The sequence below is a fragment of the Streptomyces sp. NRRL S-1813 genome (assembly GCF_000719605.1).
Classification (GTDB): domain Bacteria; phylum Actinomycetota; class Actinomycetes; order Streptomycetales; family Streptomycetaceae; genus Streptomyces; species Streptomyces decoyicus.
Map to the genome: position 1 here is coordinate 112,518 of NZ_JOHB01000007.1, position 14,465 is coordinate 126,982.

Below are 14,465 nucleotides of genomic sequence, written 5' to 3' on the forward strand. Positions count from 1 at the left end.
TGCCGGGGTGCCTCCCGGGTGCCTCTTGTCTCATCGACCGGATTCCGTTCGCATGGCCCGTACAGCTTTCGCTAGCGTGCGGGCCATGAGCGATTCCCGGTCCGACACCGCCCAGGAGACCATCCCCTCCCCGGCTCACCCCCGCTTCGCCGAAGCGCTCACGGAACTGGGCCTGACCGTCGAGGTCCGCCGCTTCCCCGAGGCCACCCGCACCGCCGCCGAGGCCGCCGCGGCCGTCGGCTGCGACCTCGCCCAGATCGTCAAGTCGCTGATCTTCGCGGTGGACGGGCAGCCGGTGCTGGTGCTCATGGACGGTGCCTCGCGCGTCGACGTGGAACGCGTACGCACGGAACTCGGCGCCACCGAGGTCGGCCGCGCCGACGCCGCCCTCGTCCGCGAGACCACCGGCTACGCCATCGGCGGCGTACCGCCCTTCGGCCACCGCACCCGCACCCGTGTGCTGGCCGACCGCGGACTGCTCGCGCACGACACGGTCTGGGCCGCCGCCGGCACCCCGCACGCCGTCTTCCCGCTCGACCCCGCGTCCCTGATCGAGTACGCCCAGGGCCGGATCGTGGACGTGCGCGAGCGCACCTCGTGACCCCGCTCGTCGTCGCGGCCGTCCTGATAGCCGCCATCACCCACGCCAGCTGGAACGCCATCGCCCACGGCATCCGCGACCAGCTCCTGGCCTTCACCCTGGTCGGCGGCGGCGGTGCGCTCTGCGGTCTCGTCGCGGCCTTCTTCACCCCGCTGCCCGCCGCCGGCGCCTGGCCCTACCTCCTGGCCTCCGCCGTGCTGCACATCGTCTACCAGGCCCTGCTGATGCAGTCGTTCCGCCTGGGCGACTTCGGGCAGATGTACCCCATCGCCCGCGGCACCGCGCCCCTGGTCGTCACGGTCCTGGCCGCCGTCTTCGTCCACGAGATCCCCGACACCTGGGCCCTGGCCGGTGTCGCCCTGGCCTCCGCCGGGCTGGTGGGCGTCGCCCTCTGGGGCATCCGCGGTTCCGGCACCAGGCCGCACTGGCCGGCCATCATCGCCGCCCTCGCCACCGGCCTCGCCATCGCCTCCTACACGACCGTCGACGGTCTGGGCGTACGCGCCTCCGGCAGCTCCCTCGGCTATATCGCCTGGCTGATGATCCTCGAAGGCATCGTGATCCCCGCCTACGCACTCGCCGTCCGCCGCCGCCGGCTCCTCACCGAACTCCGCCCCTTCGCGCTGCGCGGGCTGGCCGGCGGGGTGCTCTCCGTCTTCGCCTACGGCCTGGTCCTGTGGGCCCAGACCCGTGCCCCGCTCGCCCCCATCGCCGCACTGCGCGAGTCGTCGATCATCGTCGGCGCCGCCATCGGCGCCCTCTTCTTCAAGGAACGCTTCGGCGCCCCCCGTATCGCGGCGGCGGGCCTGATGGTCGTGGGCATCGGCCTGATGCTGCACACCGGTTGAGGGAGGGGCGCCGCGCGGACGGCTCAGCCGGTGGCTCGTGCGCCGCGGACGCGCCGTACCAGGTCGTCCGCGGCCTCCGGCCACGCGTCGTACGCGAAGGTGAACCCCGCTTCGAGCAGCCGGCCGGGCACCACCCGTCGGCTCTTGAGCAGGAGTTCGGTGTCGGAACGCAGCGCGAACGCGCCCAGCTCGGCCATCCACTTGGTGGCCGGCAGACCCACCGGGACACCCCAGGCGGCCCGCAGCGCACGCATGAACCCGCGCTGCGGCAGCGGAGCGGGGGCCGCGAGATTCACCGGCCCGGTGAGGTCGCCGCGGTCGGTCAGGAACTCGACCGCGCGGACGAAGTCGCGGTCATGGATCCAGGACACATACTGTGCGCCGCCCGCCACCGGGCCGCCGAGCCCCAGCCGCGCCAGCCGCAGCAGGACGTCGAACACCCCGCCGCGATCCGGGCTCATCACCATGGCGGAGCGCAGGGCGACCTTGCGGGTGTCCGGTGTCCTGGCCTGCTCCTGTGCCCGCTCCCAGGCCTTGGCGATCTCGACGCTGTACGCCCAGTAGTCCGGGACGCCGGGCTCCGAGCCGCCGACGACACCGGTCGCCTCGTCGTGCGGGGCGTCGAAGCGGTGGGCGTAGAGGGTGGCGGTGCTCATCTGAAGCCATACGCGGGGCGGCCGGGCGGCCGCGGCGATCGCTTCGCCCACGACCCGGGCGGAGTCCACCCGCGAGCTCATCATCTCCTGGAGGTTGGCCGGGGTGTAGCGGCAACTGACGCTGCGTCCGGCCAGGTTGATCACGACGTCGCTGCCGTCGACCGCCGCCGCCCAGGGGCCGAGCGTCGCACCGTCCCAGTGCATTTCTCCCTCCCGCACCGGACGTCTGGTCAGCGCCACGACCTCATGGCCCGCGGCGCTCAGCGCACGGTTCAGGATGTTGCCCACCTGACCGGTCCCGCCGGGTATCACTATCTTCATCGGGCTCCCTCGTCGCGCAACGGACAGTCCTGGTCCCGCTTCCCGTGTGGCCGGGTGCGGGAACATCACACCCGGCCACCGGCGGATACCGCCCGTCGGCCCCTCAGTTCGAGGGGTAGACGGTGCCGGGGGGCGGGGTCTTCAGCGTAAGGAGACAGGTGTCGAACGCCTGTACCGGGAGGTGCCCCGACGGGCCCTTGCGGTAGAGCCGGTGGCCCACAGGAGGCCCCGGAGGCGGCACCACCACTCAGCTCGTGGGCGCGCCCCGCCACCTCCCCCGTTCCTGCCGAAGGCAGGTCAAGAACACGGGGCAAGAACAACGGACGAGGTACGGCGGGCTCCCCCGGCAACGTGGGAAACCGCCCGCAACAGCGCCTGCGCCCGAGGATCCGCCGTCACATTCCGCTGCATCCCATTGGTGACATAGCCGACCGCCAGCCCGGTCTCCGGATCGGCGCAGGCCAGCGCGCCCCCGCGGCCGGGGTGGCCGAAGGAACCGGGCGCCAGCAGCGGCGAGGCCGGTCCGTGGAGCATGAAGCCCAGGCCGAACCGCGTATGGACCAGGAGGGTGCGGTCGAGCCCCGCGGACTCCTCGGTCCGGGCGAGGGTGAGCGTCGCGGGCGCGAAAAGCCGCGGGTGGTCGTCGACGGACCCGATGAGCGCGGCGTAACAGCGGGCCAGGGAGCGGGCGGTGGCGATGCCGGCCGAGGCGGGCAGCTCGGCGGCCCGGTACGCCGGGGCGTTCTCGTCCGGCGCCGGAGTGATCGCGGCGAAGGCACGGCTGGTGAGCGAGTCCGGATCGGCGTACGCAGCGGCGACGGACTGCTTGGGGCGGACGCGCAGCCCCGTCGCGGCGGGCGGGGCCGGGGTCTCGACGGAAGCCAGCCGTCCGACGCGGGACTGCTCCGCCTCCGGCAGGCCGATCCACAGATCGAGGCCGAGCGGCCCGGATATCTCCTCGGCGATCCAGCTGCCGAGGGTGCGGCCGGTGACCCGCAGCACCAGCTCGCCGATCAGCCAGCTGTAGGTCTGCGCGTGGTAGCCGTGTTCGGTGCCGGGTTCCCAGGCGGGTGCCTGAGCGGCGAGGGCGGCCGGGCCACTGACGCCGTCGATGGCCTGTTCCGGGGTGAGCGGGGTGTCCAGGACGGGCAGTCCGGCGCGGTGCGAGAGCAGATGGCGGACGAGTACGCGTTCCTTGCCGGCGGCCTTGAACTCGGGCCAGTACGTGCCGACCGGCGCATCGAGGTCGAGCTGTCCGCGCTGGTGCAGCAGCAGCGGGACGAGGGCGGCGATGCCCTTGGTCGCGGACCGGATCACCTGGGCCGTACCGGCCTCCCAGGGCGCGGTGTCCGCCGCGTCCGGGTCCGTGTCACCGTCCTTCGTGCCGCCCCACAGGTCCACGACCTTGTGTCCGTGCCGGTAGACGGCAACCGCCGCGCCGCGCTCACCGCGCCGCGCGAAGTTGGCCATGAAGGCGTCCCGGACCGGCTCGAAGCCGTCCTCGACCGTGCCCTGGACGTCCACCACTGATTCCTGCTTCCCACTCATCCGTCGCATGCGTGACCCATCCATGGTGCAACGCGCGGATCAGTGCTGATGACCAGGACCGCGGCCCGTGGCGTTCGTCACACGGGAACGAAGGGGCGGCAGGTCACCGCGAGCGGGTCAGCGGCGGGTCACCGCGGAACGTCGACCGACCGCGGATCGAACCCGAAGGGCAGCTCCAGCCGGTGGGTGCGCATCAGTTCCTCGTCGCACAGCAGCTCCTGGGTGGTCCCGTCGGCCACGATCACGCCGCCGGAGAGCACGACGGAGCGCGGGCACAGCTCCAGCGCGTACGGCAGATCGTGCGTGACCATCAGGACCGTGACGTCCAACGACCGGAGGATGTCGGCGAGTTCACGGCGGGAGGCCGGGTCGAGATTGGAGGACGGCTCGTCGAGGACCAGGATCTCCGGCCGCATCGCCAGCACGGTAGCGACGGCGACCCGGCGGCGCTGGCCGAAGGAGAGATGGTGCGGCGGCCGGTCGGCGAAGTCCGCCATGCCGACCTGGGTGAGCGCCTCGGTGACCCTCTCCTCCAGTGCGGCGCCGCGCAGCCCCGAGGAGGCAGGGCCGAAGGCGACGTCCTCACGGACGGTGGGCATGAACAGCTGGTCGTCGGGGTCCTGGAAGACGATGCCGACGCGGCGGCGGATCTCCGCGAGGTTCTCCCTGGCGACCGGGAGCCCGGCGACCTCGACGCGGCCGGCGCCCGCTTCGAGGATGCCGTTGAGGTGCAGCACGAGGGTGGTCTTGCCGGCCCCGTTGGGCCCGAGCAGGGCGACCCGCTCACCGCGGCCGACGGTGAGGTCGACGCCGAAGAGCGCCTGGTGGCCGTCGGGGTAGGCGTAGGCGAGCCGGGAGACGGCGAGGGAGGGGGCGGGTGCGGTGGTGCTCAAAGGGTCCATCCCAGGAGGCAGACGGCGAGCGCGGCGAGGGGGAGGGCGGCCGCGCGGGTCCATTGTGTGCGGGTGGCGGTGGTCTCGGTGGTCTGGGGCATGGTGCCGGTGTAGCCGCGGCTGACCATGGCCAGGTGGACGCGCTCACCGCGCTCGTAGGAGCGGATGAACAGGGCGCCGGCGGACTTGGCGAGCACACCCCAGTGACGGACGCCGCGCGCTTCGAAGCCGCGGGAGAGCCGGGCGATCCGCATCCGCCGCATCTCGTCGGTGATCACATCGCCGTAGCGGATCATGAAGGACGCGATCTGGACGAGCAGCGGCGGCATCCTCAGCCGCTGGAGGCCCAGCAGGAGCTCGCGCAGTTCGGTGGTGGAGGCGAGCAGCACGGACGCGGCGACGCCCAGCGTCCCCTTGGCCAGGATGTTCCAGGCGCCCCACAGCCCGGACTGGCTCAGGCTCATCCCGAGGGCTGCGACCCGCGGCCCCTCGGCGACGAACGGCATGAGCAGCGCGAAGGCGACGAAGGGCACCTCGATCAGCAGCCGCTTGAGCAGGAATCCGGCCGGGATCCGGGCGGCCCCGGCGGCGGCCGCAATCAGCAGCGCATAGAGCCCGAACGCCCAGAGCGCCTCGCGCGGGGTGGAGACGACGATCAGGACGAAGCAGAAGACCGCGGCGATCTTGCAGTGCGCCGGCAGGGCGTGGACCGGCGAATGCCCGTGCCGGTACAGCTTGTGCGCATGGCCGGCACCCATCTCAGACGTTCTCCGAGGGACGCTCGGCTCCCGTGGCCGGCTGCTCGTCGGCGCCGGCGTTCCTGCGGCGGCGCAGGACGACGAACACGCCCGTTCCGACGGCCAGCGTCGCGCCGACCCCGATGACCCCGGCGAGGCCGCCGGCCAGCCGCGGATTGGTGATGTCCTTGACGCTGTAGTCGGCGAGCGGGGAGTCCTTGGCGGCGTGGTCCTCGGCCTTCGCGTCGATGCCCTGATCGTGGGCGACCTTCTCCAGGCCGTCGGGGCTGGCGGAGGCGTAGTAGCTGACGCCGCCCGCACACACCAGGGCGGCGGCGACCCCGGCCAGCCAGACGCGACGGACGGAACGGCGCGGGGCGACGGGGGCCGGGGCGGCGGACGCGGGAGCAGGAGCGGCGGCCGGCGCGGGCTCGTCGGCCGGGGCGGCGAGCGGCGAGGTGCGCAGCTCCAGCGGCTTGGTCAGGCCGCGTGCGCCGTAGACCAGGTCGGGGCGTACGGCGATCACGGCGCCGACCGTCAGAGCGGTGATCGTCGCCTCGCCGATCCCGATCAGCACATGCACGCCCACCATCGCGGTGAAGACCTTGCCGATCGGCACGTCCGCGGTCCCGCCGAGCGCATAGAGGCCGGTGAAGGCCACCGCGGCCGCCGGCACCGAGATCAGCGCGGCGACGAACGAGGCCACGGTGATCGAGCGGCGCCGCCGCGGCAGCACCTTCACCAGGCCCCGGAACAGGGCGTAGGCGACGACGGTCGTCACGATCGCCATATCGGTGATGTTCACGCCCAGCGCGGTCAGCCCGCCGTCCGCGAACAGCACGCCCTGCATGAGCAGCACGACCGAGACGCACAGCACACCGGTGTACGGGCCGACGAGTATCGCCGCCAGTGCACCGCCCAGCAGATGCCCGCTGGTGCCCGCCGCGACCGGGAAGTTCAGCATCTGCACGGCGAAGATGAAGGCGGCGACCAGTCCGGCGAGCGGCGCGGTGCGCTCCGCCCCCGCGACACCGCCCGCTCCCGCACCCGCCAGCTCGCGCCGGGCACCGCGCAGGCTGACCGCCACCGCGACGGCGGCGACCGCACCGGTCGCGACCGACACCGGCGCATTGATGAATCCATCGGGTACGTGCATCTCAGGCTTCTCCGCTTCAGGCTCTGCAACCCACCAATGGTGGTGCCTCCTGCAAATAAGTTGCAAGAGCGCCCATGATGCGAAACGGATACGGCGACCGCAAAGGCGGGTCCCGCCTGCACACCTTCACCCAGGGGAACACATGTATGAAAAGGAGGAGCGCGGCGCACCCGGCCGCGCGGTGCACCCGGGGTCCGGCATCCTCGCCCGCACCCGGCCCGGCGACGGCCCCGTCCCCACGGGAGGCCGTCGCCGGGCTCGCCGGCGTGCCGTCACATCTGCGTCAGTGCCCGCATGGTGGCGTCCCGTCAGACGCGCGCCGCTTCGCGCGCGGCGCTCACGTCCGGTCCGTCGGCGGGGCCGGTGCCGGTCCCGGCGAGCTGCGTCCGCAGGCCCTCGCCCTCGACATCCACGTTCGGCAGCAGCTTCTGGAGCCACCGCGGGAGCCACCAGGCGGAGCGGCCCAGCAGTGCCAGGACCGCGGGGACGACGGCCATGCGGACGAGGAAGGCGTCGAAGAAGACGGCAACGGCCAGACCGAAGCCGATCATCTTGATCATCGAGTCCGAGGAGCCGATGAAGCCGGCGAAGACGCTGATCATGATGACCGCGGCGGCGGTGACCACCCGCGCACCGTGCCGGAAGCCGGTGACGACGGCCTCACCCGGGCGCTCCCCGTGGACGAAGGCCTCGCGCATCCGCGTGACGAGGAAGACCTCGTAGTCCATCGCCAGCCCGAAGACCACGCCCACCATGAAGATAGGCATCATGCTCATGATCGGGCCGGTCTGCTCGACGCCGAACACACCGCTCAGCCAGCCCCATTGGAAGACCGCGACAACCGCGCCGAGCGCCGCCACCACCGACAGCAGGAAGCCGAGCGCCGCCTTGAGCGGGACGAGCACCGAGCGGAAGACGACCATCAGCAGGAGGAAGGCCAGGCCGACGACCAGCGCCAGGTAGGGCACCAGCGCGTCGTTCAGCTTCTGCGAGACATCGACGTTCATCGCGGTGGTGCCGGTGACCAGGGTGTTCGCCCCGGTGTCCTGGGCGATGCCGTGCGTCGTGGACCGGATGCCGTGCACCAGGTCCTCGGTCTCGACGCTGCTGGGCTTCGACTTCGGGACGACGTTCAGCATCGCGGTGTCGCCGGCCTTGTTGAAGGTGGGCGGGGTGACGACGGCGACATCGTCCAGCCCGCGGACCTCCTTGGCGACCCGCGCGGCGGCGGACTTGACGCTCTGCCCGGCGTGCGCGTCCCGGCCGTCGACGACCAGCATCAGCGGGCCGTTGAAGCCGGGGCCGAAGCCGTCCGACAGCAGGTCGTAGGCCTTGCGCTGGGTGGTGTCGGTGGGCTGGGAGCCGTCGTCCGGCAGGCCCAGTTCCAGTGAGGTGGCGGGGATCGCGACAACGCCGAGGCCGAGCACGGCCGTGAGGAGCACGGCGACCGGACGGCGCAGCACGAAGCGCGCCCAGCGGGTGCCCATATTGGGCCGCTCCCCGGCGGCGGCGTCCCGGCCGTGCGCCTCACCTGCCTCAACTGCCACGCCCGCCTTGCTCGCCTTACCCGCCTTGCCCGCCTTACGGGCCTTGCGGGGCAGCGCCCGCGCCCCCGCGAACCCCAGCAGCGCCGGGATGAGGGTGAGCGCGATCAGTACGGCGATGACGACGGTGCCGGCCGCGGCCAGGCCCATCTTCGTCAGCATCGGGATGTTGACGACGGTGAGGCCGACCAGGGCGATCACCACCGTCAGCCCCGCGAAGACGACCGCGGAGCCCGCGGTGCCCACCGCGCGTCCGGCGGCCTCCTCGCGCTCGCGGCCCTCGGTGATCTCGGCGCGGTAGCGGGAGACGATGAACAGGGCGTAGTCGATGCCGACGGCGAGGCCGATCATCGTGGCCAGCGTCGAGGTGGTGCTGGAGAGATCGAGCGTGCTGCTCAGCGCGGTGATGGTGGAGACGCCGATGCCGACGCCGATCAGCGCGGTCAGCAGCGGCAGTCCGGCCGCGATCAGCGCGCCGAAGGTGATGACGAGGACCACCGCGGAGATCGCGATACCGATGACCTCGGTCGCGCCGGTCTCGGGGATGGCCTGGAGTGCGCTGCCGCCGGTCTCGACTCTCAGCCCGGCGTCCCGGCCGTCCTTGGCCGCGTCCTCGAGGGCGTCCTTGGAGGCGTCGCTCAGCTCGAAGCCGGTGACCTTGTAGGAGACCTGGGCGTAGGCGGTGCGGCCGTCCTTGCTGAGGGCCTTCGCGGTGTACGGATCGGCGACCCGGTCGACCTCCGAGGAGCCCGACTGGAGGGCGTGGACGGTCCGTTCGACGGCCGCCTTGTTCGCCGGGTCCTTCATCGACTCGCCCTCGGGGGCCCGGAAGACCACCCGGGCCGTGGCCCCGTCGGCGTTCGTGCCGGGGAATCGCTGGTCGAGAAGGTCGAAGGCGCGCTGGGCCTCCGTGCCGGGGATCGAGAAGGAGTCGGCGGCGGGCGAGGCGGCGGTGGCGGCCCCGACGCCGGCAACGGCCAGCAGGGCCACCCATATGAGGGCGACGAAGCGACGCTGCCGGAAGGCGAAACGTCCGAGTTTATAGAGGAAAGTGGCCACGAGACCGGGTGCTCCCGTCGGATGAAGGGCGTGCATGGGCGTACAGAGGCGTGCGCCATCGCCCCGGCGACGAGAGCGGCGTGCCGGGTACGAGGGCCGGGATGAAGGGGAGTCGGGCGGGTGGGGTCAGACGCCCAGGGCGGGGAGGACCACGGCGTCGAGATAGGAGGAGAGGAACGCGGCATCGGCGCAGCGGCCCTCGATGAGCTGCTGGGCGATGAACGCGCCGACGAGCATGTGCGGGACGAACTGGAGCGCGGGGCAGTCGGCCGCGATCTCGCCACGGTCGATGCCGCGCCGCAGCATCGCGTTCAGTCCGGTCACCTCGGGGTCGAGGAGGACATCACGGAGGGCCTGGTGCAGATCGGGGTTGCCGTGGATGGCCATCCCCAGGCCCCGCATGAGGGCCGCGTCCTTCTCCACCTGTCCCTCGTCGTCGGCCCGGCGCACCAGCTCGGCGAAGTCGCCGCGCAGGCTGCCGGTGTCGATGTCCGCGGTGCTGACCGGCTTGCAGCGCCGCAGCGCCCTGGCCACCAGCTCCGGCTTGCCCTGCCACTGGCGGTAGAGGGTGGCCTTGCTGGAGCGCGTGCGGGCGGCGACGGCGTCCATGGTCAGCGCGTCGTAGCCGACCTCGCGCAGCAGATCGAGCACGGCATCGAAGAGCTCGGCCTCCCGCTCGGGAGTCAGCCGGCTGCGTCCCATGACACGCACCTCCTGGTCGGACCGTACGGACGCGGCCACCCTACCGGCGGCAGCGAACGAAACGGTTTCGTACACCTCGAAGGTAGGGGCAGAACGAGCGAAACGGAAGCGTTTCGATGGTGGTCTGCGTCACCCGACCGAGTTGCCGCCGCACCCCCGTCCCGAAACGATGGGTGGGTGAGCGATGCACCCGAGGCCGTCGGGCCGCGCCCGGAGCCGAACCCCGCCAAGCCTCGCGGGCGGCTGCGCCGGATGGCGGCCGCGCCGGGGCCGCCGGGACCGTCCGACGGCGCATATCTGCGCTATCCGCATCTGCACGGCGACCTGCTCTGCTTCGCCGCCGAGGACGACCTGTGGATCGCCCCGATCGCCCCGGAGGGCCGGCAGCCGGGGCGCGCCTGGCGGCTGACCGTGGACCGCACCCGCGTCGGCCACCCCCGCTTCTCCCCCGACGGAGCGCACATCGCCTTCACCACCTGGCGCAGCCTCGACCCGGAGGTCCACCTCACGGCGGTCGACGGCGGCCCGGCCCGCAGGCTGACCTACTGGGGCAGCACCGATGCCCGGGTCTGCGGGTGGTCACCCCCCGACCACGAGGGCCAGGCCCATATCCTCGCGGTCTCCTCGCACGGCCAGCCGTTCTCGTACTACTCGTGGGCCTACAGCGTGCCCACCGACGGCAGCCCCGGCGGCCAGCTGCCCTGGGGGCCGGTCTCCGACATCGAGGTCGCGGACTTCGAAGGGGAGCGCCGCACCCTGCTGCTGAGCGGAAAACCGCCGCACGAGCCCGCCTCCTGGAAGCGCTACCGCGGCGGCGCGATGGGCCGCATGTGGCTGCACGGCACCCGGCTGCTGCCGGATCTGCACGGGCACCTCGACTCGGTGATGTTCGTCGGCGGCCGGGTCGCCTTCCTCTCCGACCACGAGGGCATCGGCAACGTCTACTCCTGTCTGCCCGACAGCACCGATCTGCGCCGGCACACCGACCACGCCGACTTCTACGCCCGGCACGCCTCCAGCGACGGCTCGCGCATCGTCTACCAGTGCGCCGGTGAGCTCTGGCTGATCGACGATCTGAGCCCGGACGCCGTGCCGCGCAAGCTGACCGTGCGCCTGGGCGGTCCGCGGGCCGGCCGGCGGACCTACCAGGTCCCGGCGGCCTCGCATGTCACCTCGCTCGCGGTGGACACCACCGGCCGGGCCAGCGCGGTCGGCGTACGCGGCAGCCTGTACTGGCTCACCCATCGCGACGGCCCCGCCCGCACGATCCACGACACCCCGGGCGTACACGTCCGGCTCCCCGAGATGCTCGGCTCCACCGGCCGGATCGCCTACGTCACGGATGCCGAGGGCGAGGACGCCATCGAGATCACCCACCTGCCGCGGGCGAGCGCGCCGGGCGAACCGCTCCGGCTGGCCGCCGGTGAGCTGGGCCGGGTCCACGAGATGGCCTCCGCGCCGGACGGCGAACGGCTGGCGGTGGCCTCGAACGACGGCCGGCTGCTGCTGGTGGACGTGGCCCGGCCGGAGGAGGGGGCGGTCGAGGAGGACCGGTCCGGGGAGTCCGGGGAGTCCGGGGAGTCCGGGAAGTCCGGGGAGGAAGCCGCGGGTCCCGGCGACGTGACCGAGCTGGTCCGCTCCCCCAACGGCCCGGTCCGCGACCTGGCGTTCTCCCCCGACTCCCGCTGGCTGACCTGGTCGCACCCCGGCATCGGCCGGACGCTGCGGCAGATCAAGATGGCCCGGCTGGCCGACCGGCACATCCTGGATGTCACCAACGGCCGCTTCGAGGACGAGCAGCCGGTCTTCACCCGCGACGGCCGCTATCTGGCGTTCCTGTCCTGGCGCGGCTTCGACCCGGTCTACGACGTACACACCGGCGATCTGTCGTTCCCGCTGGGCTGCCGCCCCTATCTCGTACCGCTGTCGTCGGCGACCCCCTCCCCCTTCGCGCTGTCCCCGGAGGGACGGCCCGCGGCGGGCGGTCTGGACCCGGACGAGATTCCGCCGCCGTCGGGCGAGGGGCCCGTACTGGTGGAGGTGGAGGGGCTGGAGAACCGCGTCACCCCGTTCCCGGTGGCGGCGTCCAAGTACTCCTCCCTGGAGCCGGTCAGCGGCGGCGGACTGGTCTGGCTGCGCTGGCCGATCTCCGGCGCGCTGGGCGAGACCTTCGCCAACCCGGCCGACACCTCGGGCCGGCCCACCCTCGAACACTTCGATCTGACCAAGGCGCGGCGCACCGAACTCACCAGCTCCCTGGACGGGTTCGCGCTCAGCGGCGACGGCTCCCGGCTGGTCGTCAACGACGAGGGCGAGCTGCGCGCGGTGCCGGCGACCGAACAGCCGGACAGTGACTCCACGGTCTTCCTGGACCTGCGGCGCATCCTGCACGATGTCGATCCGGTGGCGGAGTGGCACCAGGCGTTCGAGGAGGCGGGCCGGATCACCCGGGCGTACTTCTGGGAGCCGCAGATGTGCGGCATCGACTGGGACGCGGTGCTGGCGCAGTACCGGCCGCTGCTGGACCGGGTCGCCTCCCCGGACGAGTTCGCCGATCTGCTGCGCGAGGTGATGGGCGAACTGGGGACCTCGCACGCCTATGTCGTCGGCGCCCGGCGCAACGAGGGACCGCCGCACTACCAGCGCGCCATGGGGCTGCTCGGCGCCAACCTCGCCTGCCGGGACGGCCGGTGGGCGGTCACCCGGATCCTGCCCGGCGAGTCCTCGGACTCCAAGGCCCGCTCCCCGCTGGCCGGTACGGGCATCCGCGAGGGGGCGGCGCTCACCCATGTCGACGGCCGCCGGGTGGACCCGGTGACCGGCCCGTATCCACTGCTCGCCGCGGCCGGCGGCACGACCGTGGAGCTCACCTTCTCCCCGCCGGAGGGCGACGGCCCGCCCCGCCGGGTCGCGGTGGTCCCACTGGTCGACGAGCGGCCGCTGCGCTACCAGGACTGGGTGGCCAAACGACGGGCGGTGGTGCGGAAGCTGAGCGACGGCAGGTGCGGCTATCTGCACATCCCCGACATGGGCGGCTCCGGCTGGGCGCAGTTCAACCGCGATCTGCGGATGGAGGTCTCCCGGCCCGCGCTGATCGTGGACGTACGGGGCAACGCGGGCGGCAACATCTCCGAGCTGGTGATCGAGAAACTGACCCGCACCATCATGGGCTGGGACCTGACCCGCGATGCCGAGCCCGTCTCGTACACCAGCAATGCGCCGCGCGGCCCGGTCGTGGCGGTCGCCGACGAGATGACCTCGTCCGACGGCGACATGATCACCGCGGCCTTCAAACTGCTGGGCCTGGGGCCGGTGGTCGGCATGCGCACCTGGGGCGGGGTGGTCGGGATGACCGGCCGGCACCGGCTCGCCGACGGCACCGCGATCACCGTCCCGATGAACGCCGCATGGTTCCGGCTCTACGGCTGGGGCGTGGAGAACCACGGCGTCGAGGTCGACATCGAGGCGCTGCGCTCCCCGCTGCACTGGGCCGAGGGCCGGCACCCCCAACTGGGCGTCGCGGTACGGACGGTGCTGGAGCTGCTGGAGCGGCATCCGGCGGCGACGCCTCCGGACCTGTCGGACGCACCGGACCGGCGGCGGCCCGCGCTGCCACCGCGGAGCGACGGCACGGCGGAGGCGGCCGGGGCCTGAACGGGCCACCGGATCGGCCGAGTTGCGGCGGGACCACAGCCCGGTCAGGTCACGGCGGGACCACGGCCCGGTCAGGTCACGGCGGGACCACGGCCCGGTCAGGTCACGACGGGACTGCCGGCCCGGTCAGGTCACGCTACGAGGCCGGCCGGCGCCGCAGGTTCAGCTGGTGACCTTGAGCTGCGTCGGCCAGCCGTACTGCTCGGCCTTGGCGAAGAGGTTCTTGATGTGGGCCGGGCTCAGCTTGATGCAGCCCAGCGAGCGGTAGTGGCGCGGCGCCGGGACACACGGCAAAACGGGTGGGGCGCACCCGGTCGACCGGGTGCGCCCCTTCACGCATGACGCGTACGCCGTCACGCGTGTTGTTCAGGACAAGCCACGTCAGCTCTGGGAGCGGCCCTCGGCGGCGTCCATCGCGTCCTGGGCGGGGCGGTTGCCCTGCTGGCCACGCTCACGCGGCTGCTGGCCACGCTCCTGGCCGCCCTGGCGACGGTCGCGGTCCTGGTCCGGGCGCTGACCGCCGCGCTCCTGGTCCTGACGCTGACCGCCGCGCTCCTGACCCTGCTCGCGGGCGTCGCCCGCGGCCTTGTGCGCCTGGTTCTTGAGCTCGTTGGCCTTGTCCTGGAACTGGTCCTTGATGCCCATGCTGTTCACTCCTAGTGGGGTGTAGGGGGGTTGGGCCCCGTTCAGCGTGACACGCCCGGACATTGCTCGCATTTCGATCACGGATGACTACGCTCCGTGAG

Annotated in this window: 12 protein-coding genes; 3 read left to right on the forward strand and 9 right to left on the reverse strand. The window is 72.5% G+C overall.

Going from position 1 to position 14,465, the window contains the following annotated elements:
• Window positions 1-85: 85 nt before the first annotated feature.
• Together IF67_RS0113640 and IF67_RS0113645 are read left to right on the forward strand one after the other, a co-directional pair.
• Window positions 86-601 carry a YbaK/EbsC family protein gene (locus IF67_RS0113640; RefSeq protein ID WP_030985420.1) on the forward strand — a complete coding sequence of 172 codons (516 nt, stop codon included), beginning with the start codon at window positions 86-88 and terminating at the stop codon, window positions 599-601.
• Window positions 598-1,449 (forward strand): DMT family transporter, encoded by an 852-nt coding sequence (locus IF67_RS0113645; protein WP_030985421.1) that lies wholly within the window; start codon window positions 598-600, stop codon window positions 1,447-1,449. The genes IF67_RS0113640 and IF67_RS0113645 overlap by 4 nt, the downstream gene beginning before the upstream one ends.
• A gap of 23 nt (window positions 1,450-1,472) precedes the next feature.
• Here the strand turns inward: IF67_RS0113645 and IF67_RS0113650 are convergent, their stop codons facing one another.
• The 7 genes from IF67_RS0113650 to IF67_RS0113685 all read right to left on the reverse strand — a co-directional run bounded on the left by IF67_RS0113650 (window position 1,473) and on the right by IF67_RS0113685 (window position 10,065).
• Window positions 1,473-2,426: a TIGR01777 family oxidoreductase gene (locus tag IF67_RS0113650; protein ID WP_030985422.1), complete on the reverse strand. Its 954-nt coding sequence runs from the start codon at window positions 2,424-2,426 to the stop codon at window positions 1,473-1,475.
• Between the two features lie 297 nt (window positions 2,427-2,723).
• A complete protein-coding gene (locus IF67_RS0113660) occupies window positions 2,724-3,983 on the reverse strand; it encodes a serine hydrolase domain-containing protein (protein ID WP_234341081.1) in 1,260 nt (419 codons plus the stop codon).
• 119 nt (window positions 3,984-4,102) lie between these two features.
• On the reverse strand, window positions 4,103-4,876 hold the full coding sequence (locus IF67_RS0113665) for an energy-coupling factor ABC transporter ATP-binding protein (protein ID WP_030985424.1): 774 nt from the start codon (window positions 4,874-4,876) through the stop codon (window positions 4,103-4,105).
• Window positions 4,864-5,625 (reverse strand): cobalt ECF transporter T component CbiQ, encoded by a 762-nt coding sequence (gene cbiQ, locus IF67_RS0113670; RefSeq protein WP_030985425.1) that lies wholly within the window; start codon window positions 5,623-5,625, stop codon window positions 4,864-4,866. The genes IF67_RS0113665 and cbiQ overlap by 13 nt, the downstream gene beginning before the upstream one ends.
• Before the next feature lies 1 nt (window position 5,626).
• Window positions 5,627-6,760: an energy-coupling factor ABC transporter permease gene (locus tag IF67_RS0113675; protein ID WP_030985426.1), complete on the reverse strand. Its 1,134-nt coding sequence runs from the start codon at window positions 6,758-6,760 to the stop codon at window positions 5,627-5,629.
• Between the two features lie 308 nt (window positions 6,761-7,068).
• Entirely contained in the window at window positions 7,069-9,363 is a 2,295-nt protein-coding gene (locus tag IF67_RS0113680; protein ID WP_030985427.1) for an MMPL family transporter, read from the reverse strand.
• A 126-nt stretch (window positions 9,364-9,489) separates the two neighbouring features.
• A complete protein-coding gene (locus tag IF67_RS0113685; protein ID WP_030985428.1) occupies window positions 9,490-10,065 on the reverse strand; it encodes a TetR/AcrR family transcriptional regulator in 576 nt (191 codons plus the stop codon).
• A 252-nt stretch (window positions 10,066-10,317) separates the two neighbouring features.
• Here IF67_RS0113685 and IF67_RS0113690 point away from each other — a divergent pair, with 252 nt between their 5' ends.
• The gene (locus IF67_RS0113690) at window positions 10,318-13,719 is read left to right on the forward strand and encodes a S41 family peptidase (RefSeq protein WP_030985429.1); all 3,402 of its coding nucleotides are present in this window, start codon (window positions 10,318-10,320) and stop codon (window positions 13,717-13,719) included.
• Between the two features lie 162 nt (window positions 13,720-13,881).
• On the opposite strand, the gene IF67_RS45725 is transcribed toward IF67_RS0113690, so the two are convergent.
• Complete coding sequence (locus IF67_RS45725) at window positions 13,882-14,013, reverse strand: hypothetical protein (RefSeq protein WP_267959191.1); 132 nt, start codon at window positions 14,011-14,013, stop codon at window positions 13,882-13,884.
• A gap of 87 nt (window positions 14,014-14,100) precedes the next feature.
• The gene (locus IF67_RS0113700; RefSeq protein ID WP_030985430.1) at window positions 14,101-14,364 is read right to left on the reverse strand and encodes a hypothetical protein; all 264 of its coding nucleotides are present in this window, start codon (window positions 14,362-14,364) and stop codon (window positions 14,101-14,103) included.
• Between the last annotated feature and the right edge of the window lie 101 nt (window positions 14,365-14,465).

Coding starts and splice junctions, on each gene's coding strand:
- IF67_RS0113640 (WP_030985420.1), top strand. CDS start 86: ATGAGCGATTCCCGGTCCGACACCGCCCAGGAGACCATCCCCTCCCCG.
- IF67_RS0113650 (WP_030985422.1), bottom strand. CDS start 2,426: ATGAAGATAGTGATACCCGGCGGGACCGGTCAGGTGGGCAACATCCTG.
- IF67_RS0113660 (WP_234341081.1), bottom strand. CDS start 3,983: ATGCGACGGATGAGTGGGAAGCAGGAATCAGTGGTGGACGTCCAGGGC.
- IF67_RS0113665 (WP_030985424.1), bottom strand. CDS start 4,876: ATGGACCCTTTGAGCACCACCGCACCCGCCCCCTCCCTCGCCGTCTCC.
- cbiQ (WP_030985425.1), bottom strand. CDS start 5,625: ATGGGTGCCGGCCATGCGCACAAGCTGTACCGGCACGGGCATTCGCCG.
- IF67_RS0113675 (WP_030985426.1), bottom strand. CDS start 6,760: ATGCACGTACCCGATGGATTCATCAATGCGCCGGTGTCGGTCGCGACC.
- IF67_RS0113685 (WP_030985428.1), bottom strand. CDS start 10,065: ATGGGACGCAGCCGGCTGACTCCCGAGCGGGAGGCCGAGCTCTTCGAT.
- IF67_RS0113690 (WP_030985429.1), top strand. CDS start 10,318: ATGGCGGCCGCGCCGGGGCCGCCGGGACCGTCCGACGGCGCATATCTG.
- IF67_RS0113700 (WP_030985430.1), bottom strand. CDS start 14,364: ATGGGCATCAAGGACCAGTTCCAGGACAAGGCCAACGAGCTCAAGAAC.